We start from the raw sequence: 15078 nt of genomic DNA on the forward strand, positions 1-15078 counted from the left end.
TAAGGGGGGAATAAGCTAATGAAAAATATGTTTACAAAAAGGAATTATGTCGTGCTTTTTGTTATGACAATAATGGTGACGGTCCTTGTTGCTTGTAGTTCAAGCTCGGGGGGGCCATCAACTGATTCGGGAAAAACTACTGAGGGAGAATGGTCAGGTCAGAAAATTAAGGTGCAAATGATTGGCGATTTTGGAATGGAATCCTCAACAGACCCAATTACAGGTGAAAAAACACAAGGATTAACGGTGTTAAAAGAGGAATTTGAAAAACAACATCCAGGTGCGAAAGTGGAGTTTATCCTCATGCCATGGGAAGGATACACAGAGAAAACACAATCAATGATTACTTCAGGTGAGGCAGATGTCTATCAAATGCCTGGTGTAACAGACTATGCTCCTCAAGGTGTCTTGGAACCGCTACAGTCTTATATTGATGAAGATGAGGAATTTGATTTAGATATTTTTATTGATAACCAAGTGGATGGTTGGAAAGCATTAGGTCCTGATAGTAATGAACTGGAAATTTGGGGCTTACCATTTCTCGGGGATGCACGATTTATCGCTTTTGATAAGGAACTGTTTGATCAATGGGGAGTAGAATACTTATCTGAGTACCCGACAATGGAGGAAATTACAGAAAAAGCGAAGCAAATGACAGGGACTAATCCTGAAACAGGTGAGCAAAACTACGGTATATGGTTTAGAGGAGATTATGATTCCGCCTTTAGACTTATAAATACTGCTGAAGGACAAAATGGACAGTGGGGAACAGGTTTTGCTTGGGATGAAATCGAATTCGAGTTTGACTCACCAGAAATGTTAAATGGTTTAAATTGGTTATTGGATATGCAAGAATATGCACCGAAGGGGATCGTGAGTAACCAAGGAAACGAAAAATGGTTAACAAAAGACAATAATATTGCCATTATGTTAAATCAGGGTCCTGGTAATTTGGTTAAGCAAGCTTATGCACAAGGGCTTGAAGATCGAATCGGAATTGTTCAGGAATTTAAGAATGAGGATGGAAAAGGTGGATTATTTGCTGGTAGTCCAATCACAATTGCAAAAGATAGTAAAAATAAAGAGTTGGCATGGGAATGGCTAAAATTCGCTACTAGTGACTTCACACAAAAATATATTTTTGAAGAGGTTGGTGCAATGCCTGCTGTAAAATCTGCCAATGAGTGGGAAAGTGTAAAAGAAAAAGATACACTAATGCTACCAACGCTTGAAGCAATGAGCACACCATGGACACCAAGATATCCGTGGGGTTCTTCCCAACCAAGATACATTTTATCTTCTGAAATTGAAGCAGCACTTACGGGCGAAAGGAGTGCTGAAAAAGCATTGGAGAAGGCACAAAAGGAAAGCACCGAATGGCTAAAAAATCGATGATGGTCTTTAAAGAGTTATTCGTGAGGGTCGGTGAACAAGGCTTCTCATTATCAACGGAAGTGGAGGAGTGGTGCAAAGAGGCATTAGATAAAACACAACAGAAACGAGCGAACGACTGAAAAGTCAATAATGGTAGAAAAAGAAGGAGGGGACACCTCTTTCTTTTTCTTATTAGTAAGTAACAAACTGAGGACACTCTTTTGATCATATAAGAGAATCACTATATTGAACATTCCAAGTCATCTTTGTGACAGTTTTTTTAAACATGTATTTAAAATATTGCTTTAGAAAATAGGCTGTTATACAGTAAAGATATATTTAAAATACATGTTAAAAGGGGTATTCAAATGACGCTTTCACAAAAAACAATCGAAATTGTAAAATCAACAGCTCCTGTATTAGAAACTCATGGAGTGAACATTACCTCCGTATTTTACAAAAATATGTTCACTAATCATCCAGAACTATTAAATATTTTTAATCATGCGAACCAATCTCAAGGCCGTCAACAAACAGCATTGGCAAATATGGTTTACGCAGCAGCAAAGAATATTGATCAACTAGAAGCAATACTTCCAGCTGTTCAACAGGTTGCCTTTAAACATAGAGGTTTAGGGGTAAAACCTGAGCATTATCCAATTGTTGGGGAACATCTTTTACAAGCGATCAAAGAGGTGCTAGGCGATGCTGCGACAGATGAAGTGATTGAGGCATGGGCTGAAGCCTATGGGGTTATTGCTCAAGCCTTTATTGGAATTGAGGAAGAGATGTATGATGAAGCTGAGAAACAAGCAGGGGGATGGAAGGACTTTAAGCCGTTTAAGGTAATAGATAAAATACCAGAAAGCGAAGTAATTACATCTTTCTACCTTCAACCAGCTGATGGCATGTCTATCCCAAATTATGCACCAGGACAGTATATTACGATCCGTGTGCAAATACCTGGGGAAAAATACACATTAAACCGTCAATATAGTCTTTCAGTTGCACCTGGTAGGGAATATTTCAGAATTTCTGTAAAAAAAGAGAAAGATTTTGAGCCAAATGGAAAAGTTTCGAATTATCTTCATGATCATGTTTCAGTCGGTGATCAAATCGAAGTGAGCGCACCAGCAGGCGACTTCCATTTAGTTGAAGAGGAAATGGCACCAATCGCGCTTATTAGTGGAGGAGTTGGCCTTACACCAATGATGAGCATGCTCGATACTTTAGTACAATCTGATACAGATCGAGCAGTGACTTTTATTCATTCTGCGAGAAATGAAGAAGTTCATGCATTTGCAAAAGATGCAGAAAACCTTGTAAAGCAATTGAAGAAAGGCACTTACTATTACGGTTATGAAAAACCAACAAATCCAGATGGAGATCATCATTTCATCGGTTATATCACGGAAGAATTTTTAAAAGATAAAATCGCTAACAATACTGTGTGCTATGTTTGTGGTCCTGTTCCATTTCTGAAAAATATTGTCCAAATGCTCGCTAATATTGGAGTTTCGAAAGAAAATATTCGTTATGAATTCTTTGGACCGGCGATGGAAATTACGAAAGAAACAGCGGCAGTTTAATAGAAGATAGACACCCTGTAAGCAATTTTGCGGGGTGTTTTTTTACTTCTAAAACATAAAGAACAACTGTGAATGAAGCGTTTGGAAAATCGACATAAACAGTTTAGCGCTTGAAATGAAGGAAACGTTATACTTAGAATAAAGATAAGACTGGGGGCGATCATATGGATCGATTTAGTCATATGACAGAGGAAAAAATTCGTAAGGCTTATGAAGAGGGCGCTTTTGACCATTTACCTGGGGCAGGAAAGCCATTGCCACCGGATCCATTGAAAGGAATTCCCGATGATTTGAAAATGGCCTATCGAATGATGAAAAATGCTGGTTTTTCTCCTGATGAAATGGATGTTAAGAAAGAGATCATGTCCATAGAAGATTTAATTCGCCATTCCGAAAATAAAATGGAAAAAGAAGATTTAGGAAATCAGCTAAATCAGAAATTATTAGAGTACAATCGCCTTATGTCGAAAAAACGCAAGAAAACCAACTCAAGTGTATTTAGAAAATATCAAGATGAAATAGAAGATAAATTTTTAAAATAATAGATAGACATTAAATGGAAAAAGGATTCAATAATGTAAAATGTTGTCGATATATACAGTAAGACATTTTATTAAAGTTTAGGGTGAAACAGATGGATAAGACAACACTTATTGGATTAATAATGGGAATTGTAGCTGTTGGAGTAGGAATGGTTATGAAAGGTGTTAGTATTTCTGCCCTGCTCAATCCAGCGGCGATATTAATTATCATTGTCGGAACGGCGGCTAGTGTAGTTATTGCATTTCCAACTTCCGAGATTAAACGGGTGCCGAAATTATTCGGTATTATCTTTAAGGAAAAGAAAGGCTACCAAGCAAAAGATGTTATCATGGAATTTTCTGAGCTTGCGCAATTAGCAAGAAAAGAAGGACTTCTAGCTTTGGAAGCACAGCTTGACGATGTAAAAGATCCATTTATGAGAAATGGATTGAATTTGGCAGTGGATGGCCAAAATGCAGATTACATAAGAGATGTTTTGAATGAAGAAATCGATGCAATGGAGGAAAGGCATAATTCCGGAGCACAAATTTTTTCGCAAGCAGGTACATATGCCCCAACTTTAGGTGTTCTTGGTGCCGTGGTTGGATTAATTGCCGCATTAGGGAATATGGACAATACAGAGGAATTGGGAAGAGCCATTTCTGCTGCATTTATTGCAACGATGTTAGGGATTTTTACAGGATATGTCCTATGGCATCCTTTTGCTAATAAGCTAAAAATTAAATCTCAAGAAGAAATTCGTTTGAAGAGTATGATGGTGGAAGGTATTCTATCGATCCTTGAGGGAGAAGCTCCACGTATCATTGAACAAAAGTTGTCCTCTTATCTTCCTGCTTCTGAACGGCAAGAAATATTAGAGGAAAGCGGTGAGATGCAAAATGGCTAGACGTAAACGGAAAAAAAGAGGAGAAGAGCAAGAGGTAAATGAATCTTGGCTTTTACCGTATTCTGATTTATTGACATTGTTATTAGCACTCTTTATCGTTTTATTTGCCTCAAGTAGTGTAGATGCACAGAAATTTCAGCAAATGTCCCAAGTATTCAATGGTATTTTTCTTGGGGGAACAGGACCAATAGAGTATCAGAATCCTGTCGAAAATGAGGATCATAGTAAAGATGACTCTGACGCAGGAGCGGCATCTGAACAAGAAAATGAGCAACAAAAGCAAGAGCCTATTCTCGATTTAGAAGAACAAAAAGAATTAGAACAAATTCAAGCAAGAATCAATTCATATATTAAAGAAAATGAATTTAATAATAAGTTTGTTACTTCCCTAACAGGTGAAGGATTATTGCTGACCATTCGAGATAATGTCTTGTTTGAATCTGGTAAGGCCGAGGTGCGGGAGGAAGATAAAGGCACTGCAAGAGAATTAGCGAAATTTCTAGAAATGGATCCCCCCCGCAATATTATTATTAGTGGTCATACAGACAATATTCCAATCGGCAGTGCGAATTTTGATTCCAATTGGGAACTAAGTGTGATGAGGGCAATTAATTTTATGAAAATTCTTTTGGAAGATAAAGAACTTGATCCTAGATGGTTTAGCGCAAAGGGTTTTGGTGAATATCAACCGATAGCGGATAATAATACAGAGCTTGGTAGAGCCCAAAATCGACGAGTGGAAGTGCTTATTTTACCTAGAGTAAAATCAGATGAGTAAAAAATCTTTACCAATTTAATAAAAAAATCATTGGCGAACATTAAGAAAGCATCGTGTAACGGTTTTGCCGGCACGATGCTTTTGTTTATATAAGAAGTGTCTGACTAAAATGTTTGGCAAATTGCTGCGCAGAAGCAAGATCCTTATCTTCAGGAAATAGTTCGATTAAAAAGTTTGGTAGGACGATTTCAGCTCCTAGTTCGGATAATTTCTTTGAGAAGAGGCTAAGTGCTGCACCATAAGTATACCTATAATAAGAATCGCCGGAGCCAAAGACTGCAGCTATTTTACCTGTTAAATCCTCCTCATCTAGTTCCTCATAAAAATCCATAAACTCATCAGGAACCACACCACCATCCCAAGTATATGTCCCAATAAGAATCCCATCATATTCATGCAATTCGGCGGGAGTAGCGTCAAACGAGTCTTTGACAGTTAAATCTAATTCATTATTTTGTTTTAATTCTTCTATAATTGCCTCAGCAATTGCCTCTGTGCTACCTGTTGTGCTTGTATATATAATAATAATCTTTTTCATACACCCACTCTTCCTCTGGAGATAGAATATTATCGGATTGAGCAAGCTTGTGAAAATAAAGGTAGAGGGAGAGATATTGATATATCAAGAACACGAGATTTGCTCCATACCATCATCTATGCTGCTTGCGTTTTTGTTGCTGCCATATATATTTTAGCAGATATATGTGTTGGGAATCATGACAAACAAGTGAAAATGATGGATAAGTTTTAATCTAGTTCATTCGGGAAAGATAGAAGTGATGATATTTTTTGAAGGAGTTGATAGGAATGGGAAAGAAAATCGCTACAGTGTTGACAGATATGTTTGAGGACTCAGAGTATACAGAGCCAGCTGATGCATTTAAAGAAGCGGGACATGAAGTTGTGACAATTGAAAAGGAAGCAGGAAAGAAAATAGAGGGCAAAAATAAACAAGCAGAAGTCATGATTGATAAAGGTATTGATGAAGTACAACCAGATGAATTTGATGCCTTATTTATTCCAGGCGGGTTTTCACCTGACCAATTAAGGGCCGATGAACGTTTTGTTAAATTTGCCAAAGCCTTTATGGATGCTAAAAAACCTGTTTTTGCCATTTGTCATGGTCCGCAATTATTGATTACCGCAAAATCACTGGATGGCCGTGATGCAACTGGTTATGTATCTATTAAGGTGGATCTCGAAAATGCAGGAGTTAATTTTCACGATAAAGAGGTTGTAGTTTGTTCCAATCAACTTGTAACAAGCCGTACACCAGATGATATTCCTGCTTTTAACCGTGAATCATTAAAATTACTGTAAAATGTATACTGGGCTGTTTCAAAGAGAAAATGAACTACTTTTTTGGGGCAAAGATACGGTAGTTTCCAAAGAAGAGACTCGCTTTCCGCGGGTGAGTTGGTCTACATGGAAGTTGATTTTTACAAAATAACAAGGACACTTTTGACATCATACATCAAAAGTGTCCTTTTTCTTAATATTGATAGTGTTACAAAGCAAGACAGAACGCACCGTAGTGTATCCATTGTTTCAATCTCTAACTACGAAAACGGCTTAGAAAACTAACAAGTCTCTCATTTTCAGAATGCATTAATACTTCATCCGGTGTCCCTTGTTCTGCAATTACTCCATTATCTAAAAACACAACTCGATCAGCAATTTCTTGAGCAAAATCCATTTCATGGGTGACTAGGACCATAGCCATTTCTCCTTCCTTGGCAATTTGGCGAATTACCTCTAAAACTTCGCCAACAAGTTCAGGATCTAGTGCAGAGGTCACTTCATCAAATAACATAATTTTTGGTCGCATTACTAAGGCACGTGCCATGGCTACTCGTTGTTTTTGTCCACCTGAAAGCTGACTTGGATAATTCTCCAATTTATCACCGAGTCCTACCTTATTTAACATTTCTACTGAATAATCCCTAGCCATTTCTTTCGATTCACCCTTAACATGGATGGGAGCGGACATGCAATTTTCAAGAATTGTCATATGAGGAAAGAGATTAAAATGTTGAAACACCATCCCAATATCCCCTCGCACTTCTCGTAAATGACTCTCATTCGCTCGTACAAGTTTTCTTCTTCTTTCCATATGCCAAAGATTCTGTCCGTTCACAATGATTTCTCCAGCTGTCGGCTCTTCTAAAGTCATTAACATCCGGATAATCGTTGTTTTACCGGAACCACTGGGGCCAATTAAGGCTACTTTTTCAGCTGGTTTAATCTCTAAGTCAATTCCTTTTAATACATCGACTTCCCCAAATGATTTGTACACATCTTTATAACTTGCGATCGGTTGAATGGAATCTTGCGATGGGGAAGAAAGAATCTTTTCTTTTAAAGCTGTTTCTGACATTTACGCCATCACTCCTATTTTTGTTTTGGAAATAATAGATAATATTAATCAATGGGAGCTCTTCACTCTCCCGCTGAACAATGGAGAGCAAAGGATAATTTTCGACTCCCTACACTTTATGGAATAGCTAGGTCCCCCACAATTTTTTGCATTCATTTTAAGCAGAAACTTGTGCCTTTGTTCTTTTGATTGCCGCATTTTTATCAAAACGCCGATTTAATTTCTTTTCTAGTGCATTGACTAATAAAGCAGATGGATAGCTGAGAATTAAAAAGATTAGCGCCACTAATGTTAAAGATTCTAGATATCTAAAATGTTGGGCACCAAATCCATTTGCTAAATGCAAGATCTCAGAAACGCCAATAGTTGCGGCGAGGGGTACTTCTTTAAAAAGAATGATTAAATAGTTTCCTAACATGGGGATGGTAGGTGGAATTGCTTGCGGTAAAATAATCTTTTTCCACTTTTTCCATGTTGTAAAATTTAATGCTTTCGCTGCTTCCCATTGCCCTTTATCCACATTTTCGATCCCTGTACGGTAGACTTCAGCTATATACGTACTGAAATGAAGACCGAGACCAAGTACAGCACTTGTAAAAGGACTTAAAGTCATGCCGACATGTGGAACCATTGGCCAGGCATAAAAAATGAAAAATAATTGTACAAGGGGTGGGGTTGAGCGAATGAATTCCATTACCCAAGTTACAACCCAATTAAGTGGTTTGAAAGGGATTCTTTTTAGAAATACCCAGACAAAGCCGAAAAGGAGGGCAAACAAGAAACAGGTAAAAGTTAACCCAATTAACATATACAATCCTTTTGTCACGACAGGGATTGCTTCATAAAATAAATCCGATTTCCAATTCATGGACTAGCCACCCCTTTCTTTGCGAACTTCTCCATCTTGCGAGTAAGAAAGATTAATGGCAACGCTAAAATAAAGAAGAATAATAGAACAACAATATAAATCGTTGGCGCCATAGACAAGTTTGTACTACGTAATATGTCACCATGATAAAGAATATCTGTCATGCCTATTAGGGATACGAGTGAAGTGGCTTTTAACATTTGAATAAGATAGTTGCCAAACTCTGGTAACATCATCCGGACTGCTTGCGGGAGAATGACAAACCGCATCCTTTGGAAGGATGTCATATTAAGGGCAGTGGCAGCTTCTGTTTGCCCTTTATCGACTGATATGATCGCACTCCGAACAACCTCAGACATATAGGCCCCATAATTTAGCGAGATCGCTAACACACCTGCCACTAAATCGCTACCCAATTGAAAATTGAATAACATGGGAAAGGCATAATAAAACCAAAAAAGTTGGACAATTAAAGAAGTTCCACGAAAAACTTCAACATAAATATTTGGGATAAAACGAATAATAAAATATTTGGAAGAACGTAATAGACCGGTAATGAAAGCAAAAAGATACCCAAGTATGGCAGAAAAAATGAGTACGGTAACTGTTACTTTAAGTCCTTTCATTAATACCGGGAAAATTTCGATAATGGCATTAATTATAATCACTCCTTGTGTAGTGAATTGAAAAGGGTCTGCCTCCCTAGGTAGGGGAGCAGAACCCTGTGGAGTTTTTGCATGTATAAGCGAATGTTCAAAAAGTCTGGTAAGAATGACTATGGGTAGTGGGATCTTTGATTAAATGCAGATGTGCCCCGTGTTGGCTTTAGCAGGATGCCAGCATCCACTTCCGCTTATCCTCCTTTTTGAACACTGCCTAAACCTCATATGAATATAAAATTATTGAACTTCTCCACTACAAACCATTTTGGTTGTAATTGAATCGGGTACACTATTGGCTTCCCCACTAAAATAATTATTGTCTAGAATTTCTCCTACAGTTCCATCCTCTTTTAATTTTGCTAATGCTTCATTATAAGCTTCTCGGAGTTCAGTATCCTCAGGGTGAAAAGCAGCAGCTCCATAGCTCGGAACACCTTCAATATCTGGTTGCTCAAAATCCTCGACAAATTCAAGCTTATCTGAGTTAGCGGATTCTAAGGCCATCCGGACTGTAGCTTCAGTTCCTGTTGTTGCATCTGCACGGCCAGATTCAACTGCAGCGAAAGTTGCGGGAATATCAGAGGCGCTTTGAATTTGCTTCTCATCTACACCTTCTTGTTGTAAAAAGCCATTCTCTGTTGCACCTTCCATCACCGAAACTACAAGATCAGGATTATCAGCAATATCTTTGTAACTTTTAATATTGGCAGGATTTCCTTTTTGCACAATAAGCCCTTCTCCATATTGCATTTCCGGTTCTCCGAAGGCGACATTTTCACAACGGTCTGGTTGGATCGCCATACCGGCTGTCACAACATCGAATTGTCTTGCATTGACACCTGATACAAGTTGACTAAAATCGGATAACTTACCTTCCACTTCATCAATCCCCAATTCGGCAAATACGGCCTTGGCAATATCGACGGCAGCGCCTTTCAATTCCCCTTGTTCATCTTGATAAGCATATGGTTTTTCATTAGCAAAACCGATTGTCACCTTACCAGATTCTTTCAATTTGGCTAATGAATTGTCTTCATCTTCCTTGTCCCCACCTGCTTCACTTGACCCACATGCTGTAAGCAGGATAAGAGCCATTCCTAATACATACATAAGTAATGATTTCTTCAAAAACCTAAACCTCCTAAGTGATAAGAAACTTGTTATTTGCATGAGACAATATTCAAAAAAGATATCTTCCCCACGCAGGCACTTATAATACTACTGATTTAAGAAAATTCATTCAAACGTGGAATTTTACAATAATTCATAATAAGCTGGTATATAACGTGATCAGATGATGTAGTCTGGTTGATGATAAAACATGCTCCACTATGATCGTGTATCCTTTAAATAACGAAGTTTTCACAATATGGAAACAGGAATTGACAATTTTCTATCTTAGTCCCAACAATAATTTAATCAATAAGTTAAAAATCTAAAATAATTCTATAAATTTTATTTTTAAAATGGGCCGATAGAAAAATCTAAATCTTGTATAGGATGGACTGGAATTTCATGGTATGATGAAAAAAAAGAACGGATTTTACTTATGAGCGAAATAATACTGTTTTTATTTGCCTATTTATTAGGAAATCTATTAACCGGACAAATTATTGCAAAATCCTTTTATCGAAAAAATCTTTATAAAGAGGGTAGCGGGAACGCTGGAGCGAGGAATGCAGGCCGGATTTTTGGGAAATCAGCTTTTGTGTTTACCTTTCTTGGGGATGCGGCAAAAGGGGGGATAGTTGTCCTCATTAGTCGCTATTTTGATTTTTCTCCTAGTGTCCAGGTTGCCGCCTTATCCTTGGTTATCATAGGACATATCTTTCCGATCTTTTTTCGTTTTCATGGAGGGAAAGGGATGTCCACCTTTATTGGAGGATTTCTCGTCTTTCAACCTGTTTTATTTATGGTATTTATTTTGATATTTCTTTGTTTTTATTTACTTATGAGGAGTTTGACAATGGCAGGGATGGTGGCAGTTTTATCGTATCCAATTATAATGACCTTCTCTATCTATCAACTGCCAGCAATTGTGTTATGTGCTTGTATTTCTGTAATTGTAATATTTGCCCATCGGCAGAATATAAAAGAGTATCTGCAAAAGAAAGGTAAATAGAATTCTAGATTCCCTTCTTTTTAAGAAGATAAAAAACATATAAGTTGGCTAGCAGGCCCGAAAATTTGTGAGTTCATCCACATTTTGCGTGCATTTAGCTATACTTCCTATAGAAAGGTGTCAGCGCTTTTCATATTAGTATGTCATGTAGATTGTTTGATCTTCGAGATAAAAAATAAAAATGGGTTTTGTGATTCGAAGACAGTGGAAAACAAAGATAAATTTGAAAATCCACTTTAAAGAGAAAATTTTGGGAGAAGGGGACAATAGATTATGAGCCTATTCTTTAAAATAGCGGATCATCCCGCGGAATTTGAACAGATAGAAAGATTAAACTATCAAACATTTGTAGAAGAAATTCCACAACATGGAGAAAATTCAAGTCAAAAATTGCGTGATCGTTTCCATGAAGAAAATACATATATCATTGGTTTGAGAAAAGAACAAGTGATTGGCATGATTTGTGTGAGAAATCAACGCCCTTTTTCTCTAGACCAAAAAATAGGAAAAGTGGAACAACATCTTCCAGTACAAGTTGAAAATCTTTGTGAGATTAGACTTCTAGCCGTCGACCCGGCATATCGCAATGGAAGGGTGTTTGTAGGATTAACACAGGCCCTTATTCGCTATTGCTTAAAAATGGGTTATGATGCGGCGATTATTTCTGGAACAACGAGGCAACAGAAACTTTATAAGCATCTAGGCTTTCAACCTTTCGCTTATTTAACTGGAGATGACAAAGCGGCTTTTCAGCCTATGTATTTAACGAAAGCTATTTTTGAAGCATCCGATATTGGGAAAATTTTAAAAGAACCAGTTAATTTTATGCCTGGCCCGGCTACGATTGTGGATGAAGTACAGTCAGCTTTTTTAAGTAGTCCATATTCCCATAGATCCAAAGAATTTGATCACAAGCTTACTTATATTCAAGAACAGCTTACAACATTAACCAAAGCCCAATATGTTCAGGTTTTTCATGGAACAGGGACATTAGCCAATGATGTGATTGCAGGGCAATTGTCATTACTGAATGGAAAAGGGTTAATTTTGATTAATGGAGAATTTGGCAATAGACTGAAGGATCATGCGCAGCGTTGGCAACTATCGTGTGATCATTATGAAGTGGAATGGGGAGAGGCCTTTCAATATGAGCGAATATCAGCGCTCATCGAAGAGAAGGAGTATCAATGGTTATGGACTGTCCATTGTGAAACATCAACAGGAGTGTTAAACAATCTGGAATCCTTAAAAGAAATCAGCCAAAAGCATAACTTGAAGCTTTGTGTGGATTGTGTTAGTTCTTTAGGGGCTGTTCCACTTAATTTAGAAGGTGTCACTTTTGCTTCAGGTGTAAGCGGAAAAACATTAGGAAGCTATACAGGACTATCTTTCGTTTTCCATCAAGAAAAGGTGAGGCCAAGCCTATGTCTGCCGCGATATTTAGACTTAGGCTCATATGTGGAAGCGGGTGGAGTCCCTTATACCCAATCATCCAATTTAGTTGAGGCGCTTGCTCAAGCATTGAAAAAGTATGAGCAGCCTAATGATGTATATGATCAAATAAAAAACCGTTCTGAGAAAATTAGAAATGTAATCGAGGAAATGGGCTGGAAGGTATTAGCTCCTTCTGAAGTTGCTGCTTCTCTTATTATGACAATTGAATTTTCAGAAGAAAAGAAAGCAAAAACGATTGGCGATAATCTCTTTTTAAATGGTTTTCTCCTTCATTATGAAAGTAGCTATTTACAAAAGAGGAATTGGCTGCAAATTTCATGTATGAATCGAATATCGGAAAAAGATATAAAAAAGCTGCTTGAACTTTTATCCAGATTCAGAGATAAGGAGGATGCCACGATATTAAGCGATTATTCTTTCTAATAAAAAGGGGCTGAGACAAAAATGTTCTCACCAAAGAAAAAAGAACTACCCTAATGCATATGAGCAGTTCCGAAAATATACTAGACTTTCCGCGGGCGGTTGGTAAGCTTCAAGCCAAAAGAAAGTTGGTCGAGAAGACGTTGCTACGTACAAGGATGTACTAGTGCAGGTGAAGCAACAGGAAGTTGCACTTTAAGCCTGTCGGCAGGATGCCCACGGTTAGCCTTTCATCCTTAAGTCGCACTACGGGAGCTCACCGATACCATACTCCCGCAGAAGGTCTACGTATATTTTCCTTAGGCCATGGGTTGTTCGCCTTTGCAGCTTAGCATTTTAGTTATGTCTCAACCTCTTTTTTTAAAAAGTATATACAGTAAGCCTTTGTTTTACCTGATTCCACAAGAACGGAGCCATTCCCCCACTGATAGAGCTTGTTTATTGAGGTTGTACAATTTTAAGCAACTAGAAAGCCCGGTGCCCGCTAATTGGCTATTTCCGAAGACGACCTAATTCCTCGGCTAATGCCTGCATTTCTCTTGGACTGAAGTTGTTTTTTCTTAAAACCATCTCATAAATCTCTTTTAATTCTTCAAATTCTTCCGACCCCATATCTGTATATTGGATCGCACTGGCATTAACCATTTTAATTTTCGTTACAATTTGATTGACCATATATTCAATATTTTCTGGTGTGTTCTGTGATAAATCCATCCCATTTCATCCTTTCCCTATGTAACTATCGTTCATATCTTTTCACGACTTTTAAAAATTGTCAAATATCAGAAAGTCTAGATAGGAAACAAGAATACCCTGACACTAAGCAATAAAGCGGAAAAGGATGTTTCGTTTAGCTTTAAAAAGGTAAAATAACAGCAATGGATGGAATGGAGGCGGGCGGTATGCGAACGCGAAAAATTAAGATGCGTAAAAGATCCCAGCTCATGATCAAATTTATTAAACGCTTAATAACAAAGATTATGGATAATGATGTAACGGGGATGGCTGCACAACTAGCTTATTTTTTTCTGTTATCTTTATTCCCGTTATTAATCTTTATGACAACTCTTTTGGCTTACACACCATTGGGTCAGGATGATCTGTTTAATGTCATAAAAGAATTTGCGCCAGAAGATTCATTTAATATGGTTCGCAAAACACTAGATGAAGTGATGGCTAATCGAAATGGTGGTCTGTTATCGATCGGGATAATCGGTACAATTTGGTCTGCATCGAATGGAATGAACGGTCTGATGCGATCTTTGAACCGTGCATATGACGTGGAAGAGGGAAGGCCTTTTATTTTAGCAAGAGGTTTGGCGATTATTTTAACCTTAGCAATGATTTTCGTTTTCTTGCTTGCGTTATTGGTCCCTGTTTTCGGGAAACAATTGGGTATGTTTGTGTTTTCCTATTTAGGTTATTCTAACGAATTCCTGCACATCTGGGGAGTCATACGTTGGACATTAACGCCGATTATCTTATTTATTATTTTTTTCGCGATTTACTTACTTGCACCAAGTACGAAAGTAAAATTTAAGACTGCGGCACCAGGAGCATTATTCGCTAGTCTTGGTTGGATAATCGTCTCTTTTGGCTTTTCCTTCTATGTATCTAAATTTGGGAATTACACTTCTACATATGGGAGCTTAGGAGCAATGATTGTGTTGATGTTATGGTTTTATCTTTCCGCTATCATTATCATGGTGGGAGGAGAATTGAACTCTTTGTTAGGTGAACGTGAAGACAATAGAAGACCAAACACTTAAGCAACGATCACGGTTACAGGAAGGGGGAATGTATGGTGTTTAAGATGAGTGCTGGAGGATTTTATAGTGAGTTTCCATACGGAAGGTTGGATGTTTCGGGGGATGAAAGTTAGAGGGTTCGTCCATATCCGCTATTGATTTCTGCGATTGCTGTTTGTAGTGCTGGTATGCTCAGGGAAGTGTTAGAGAAAATGCGAATGGCATTTGAAGATATCGAAAGTTGATGCATAAAGAA

The 15078-nt window shown here is 37.8% G+C and carries 16 protein-coding genes; 10 read left to right on the forward strand and 6 right to left on the reverse strand.

Translation table 11 applies throughout. From position 1 onward, the window contains the following. Nucleotides 1-18: 18 nt before the first annotated feature. From J2Z23_RS19780 to motB, 6 genes are all read left to right on the forward strand, one after another. Nucleotides 19-1395 (forward strand): extracellular solute-binding protein, encoded by a 1377-nt coding sequence (locus tag J2Z23_RS19780; protein WP_057987472.1) that lies wholly within the window; start codon nt 19-21, stop codon nt 1393-1395. Further along, on the forward strand, nt 1377-1514 hold the full coding sequence (locus tag J2Z23_RS19785) for a hypothetical protein (protein ID WP_165589647.1): 138 nt from the start codon (nt 1377-1379) through the stop codon (nt 1512-1514). The genes J2Z23_RS19780 and J2Z23_RS19785 overlap by 19 nt, the downstream gene beginning before the upstream one ends. 228 nt (nt 1515-1742) lie before the next feature. Beyond that, entirely contained in the window at nt 1743-2963 is a 1221-nt protein-coding gene (hmpA, locus tag J2Z23_RS19790; protein ID WP_064468322.1) for an NO-inducible flavohemoprotein, read from the forward strand. Nucleotides 2964-3127: 164 nt separating this feature from the next. Beyond that, nucleotides 3128-3505: a DnaJ family domain-containing protein gene (locus J2Z23_RS19795; protein WP_209974930.1), complete on the forward strand. Its 378-nt coding sequence runs from the start codon at nt 3128-3130 to the stop codon at nt 3503-3505. A 92-nt stretch (nt 3506-3597) separates the two neighbouring features. After that, entirely contained in the window at nt 3598-4392 is a 795-nt protein-coding gene (motA, locus tag J2Z23_RS19800; protein WP_057987478.1) for a flagellar motor stator protein MotA, read from the forward strand. Beyond that, nucleotides 4385-5170: a flagellar motor protein MotB gene (motB, locus tag J2Z23_RS19805; RefSeq protein WP_057987480.1), complete on the forward strand. Its 786-nt coding sequence runs from the start codon at nt 4385-4387 to the stop codon at nt 5168-5170. Before motA ends, motB begins: the two co-directional genes overlap by 8 nt. Before the next feature lie 85 nt (nt 5171-5255). Here the strand turns inward: motB and J2Z23_RS19810 are convergent, their stop codons facing one another. Beyond that, complete coding sequence (locus J2Z23_RS19810) at nt 5256-5708, reverse strand: flavodoxin (RefSeq protein WP_057987482.1); 453 nt, start codon at nt 5706-5708, stop codon at nt 5256-5258. A gap of 269 nt (nt 5709-5977) precedes the next feature. On the opposite strand from J2Z23_RS19810, the gene J2Z23_RS19815 reads away from it, so the two are divergent. Continuing rightward, nucleotides 5978-6490 carry a type 1 glutamine amidotransferase domain-containing protein gene (locus J2Z23_RS19815; RefSeq protein WP_057987484.1) on the forward strand — a complete coding sequence of 171 codons (513 nt, stop codon included), beginning with the start codon at nt 5978-5980 and terminating at the stop codon, nt 6488-6490. A gap of 235 nt (nt 6491-6725) precedes the next feature. Here the strand turns inward: J2Z23_RS19815 and ehuA are convergent, their stop codons facing one another. The 4 genes from ehuA to ehuB form a co-directional block, all read right to left on the reverse strand. After that, a complete protein-coding gene (gene ehuA, locus J2Z23_RS19820) occupies nt 6726-7547 on the reverse strand; it encodes an ectoine/hydroxyectoine ABC transporter ATP-binding protein EhuA (RefSeq protein ID WP_057987487.1) in 822 nt (273 codons plus the stop codon). 157 nt (nt 7548-7704) lie between these two features. Next, entirely contained in the window at nt 7705-8415 is a 711-nt protein-coding gene (gene ehuD, locus J2Z23_RS19825; RefSeq protein ID WP_057987489.1) for an ectoine/hydroxyectoine ABC transporter permease subunit EhuD, read from the reverse strand. Next, nucleotides 8412-9074 (reverse strand): ectoine/hydroxyectoine ABC transporter permease subunit EhuC, encoded by a 663-nt coding sequence (gene ehuC, locus J2Z23_RS19830; protein ID WP_274380126.1) that lies wholly within the window; start codon nt 9072-9074, stop codon nt 8412-8414. The genes ehuD and ehuC overlap by 4 nt, the downstream gene beginning before the upstream one ends. A 240-nt stretch (nt 9075-9314) precedes the next feature. Next, entirely contained in the window at nt 9315-10205 is an 891-nt protein-coding gene (gene ehuB, locus J2Z23_RS19835; protein ID WP_057987491.1) for an ectoine/hydroxyectoine ABC transporter substrate-binding protein EhuB, read from the reverse strand. A gap of 421 nt (nt 10206-10626) precedes the next feature. On the opposite strand from ehuB, the gene J2Z23_RS19840 reads away from it, so the two are divergent. Together J2Z23_RS19840 and J2Z23_RS19845 are read left to right on the forward strand one after the other, a co-directional pair. Continuing rightward, nucleotides 10627-11199 carry a glycerol-3-phosphate acyltransferase gene (locus J2Z23_RS19840; protein ID WP_057987493.1) on the forward strand — a complete coding sequence of 191 codons (573 nt, stop codon included), beginning with the start codon at nt 10627-10629 and terminating at the stop codon, nt 11197-11199. 273 nt (nt 11200-11472) lie between these two features. Then, on the forward strand, nt 11473-13077 hold the full coding sequence (locus tag J2Z23_RS19845) for an aminotransferase class V-fold PLP-dependent enzyme (protein WP_057987495.1): 1605 nt from the start codon (nt 11473-11475) through the stop codon (nt 13075-13077). A 489-nt stretch (nt 13078-13566) separates the two neighbouring features. Here J2Z23_RS19845 and J2Z23_RS19850 read toward each other — a convergent pair whose 3' ends face one another. Beyond that, entirely contained in the window at nt 13567-13788 is a 222-nt protein-coding gene (locus tag J2Z23_RS19850) for a DUF1128 domain-containing protein (protein ID WP_057987496.1), read from the reverse strand. A gap of 188 nt (nt 13789-13976) precedes the next feature. On the opposite strand from J2Z23_RS19850, the gene J2Z23_RS19855 reads away from it, so the two are divergent. Continuing rightward, nucleotides 13977-14843, forward strand: a complete 867-nt coding sequence (locus J2Z23_RS19855) for a YihY/virulence factor BrkB family protein (RefSeq protein ID WP_083492427.1) — start codon at nt 13977-13979, stop codon at nt 14841-14843. The last annotated feature ends 235 nt before the right edge of the window (nt 14844-15078 follow it).

Source organism: Lederbergia galactosidilytica, from assembly GCF_017873565.1.
Classification (GTDB): Bacteria; Bacillota; Bacilli; order Bacillales; family Bacillaceae_C; genus Lederbergia; species Lederbergia galactosidilytica.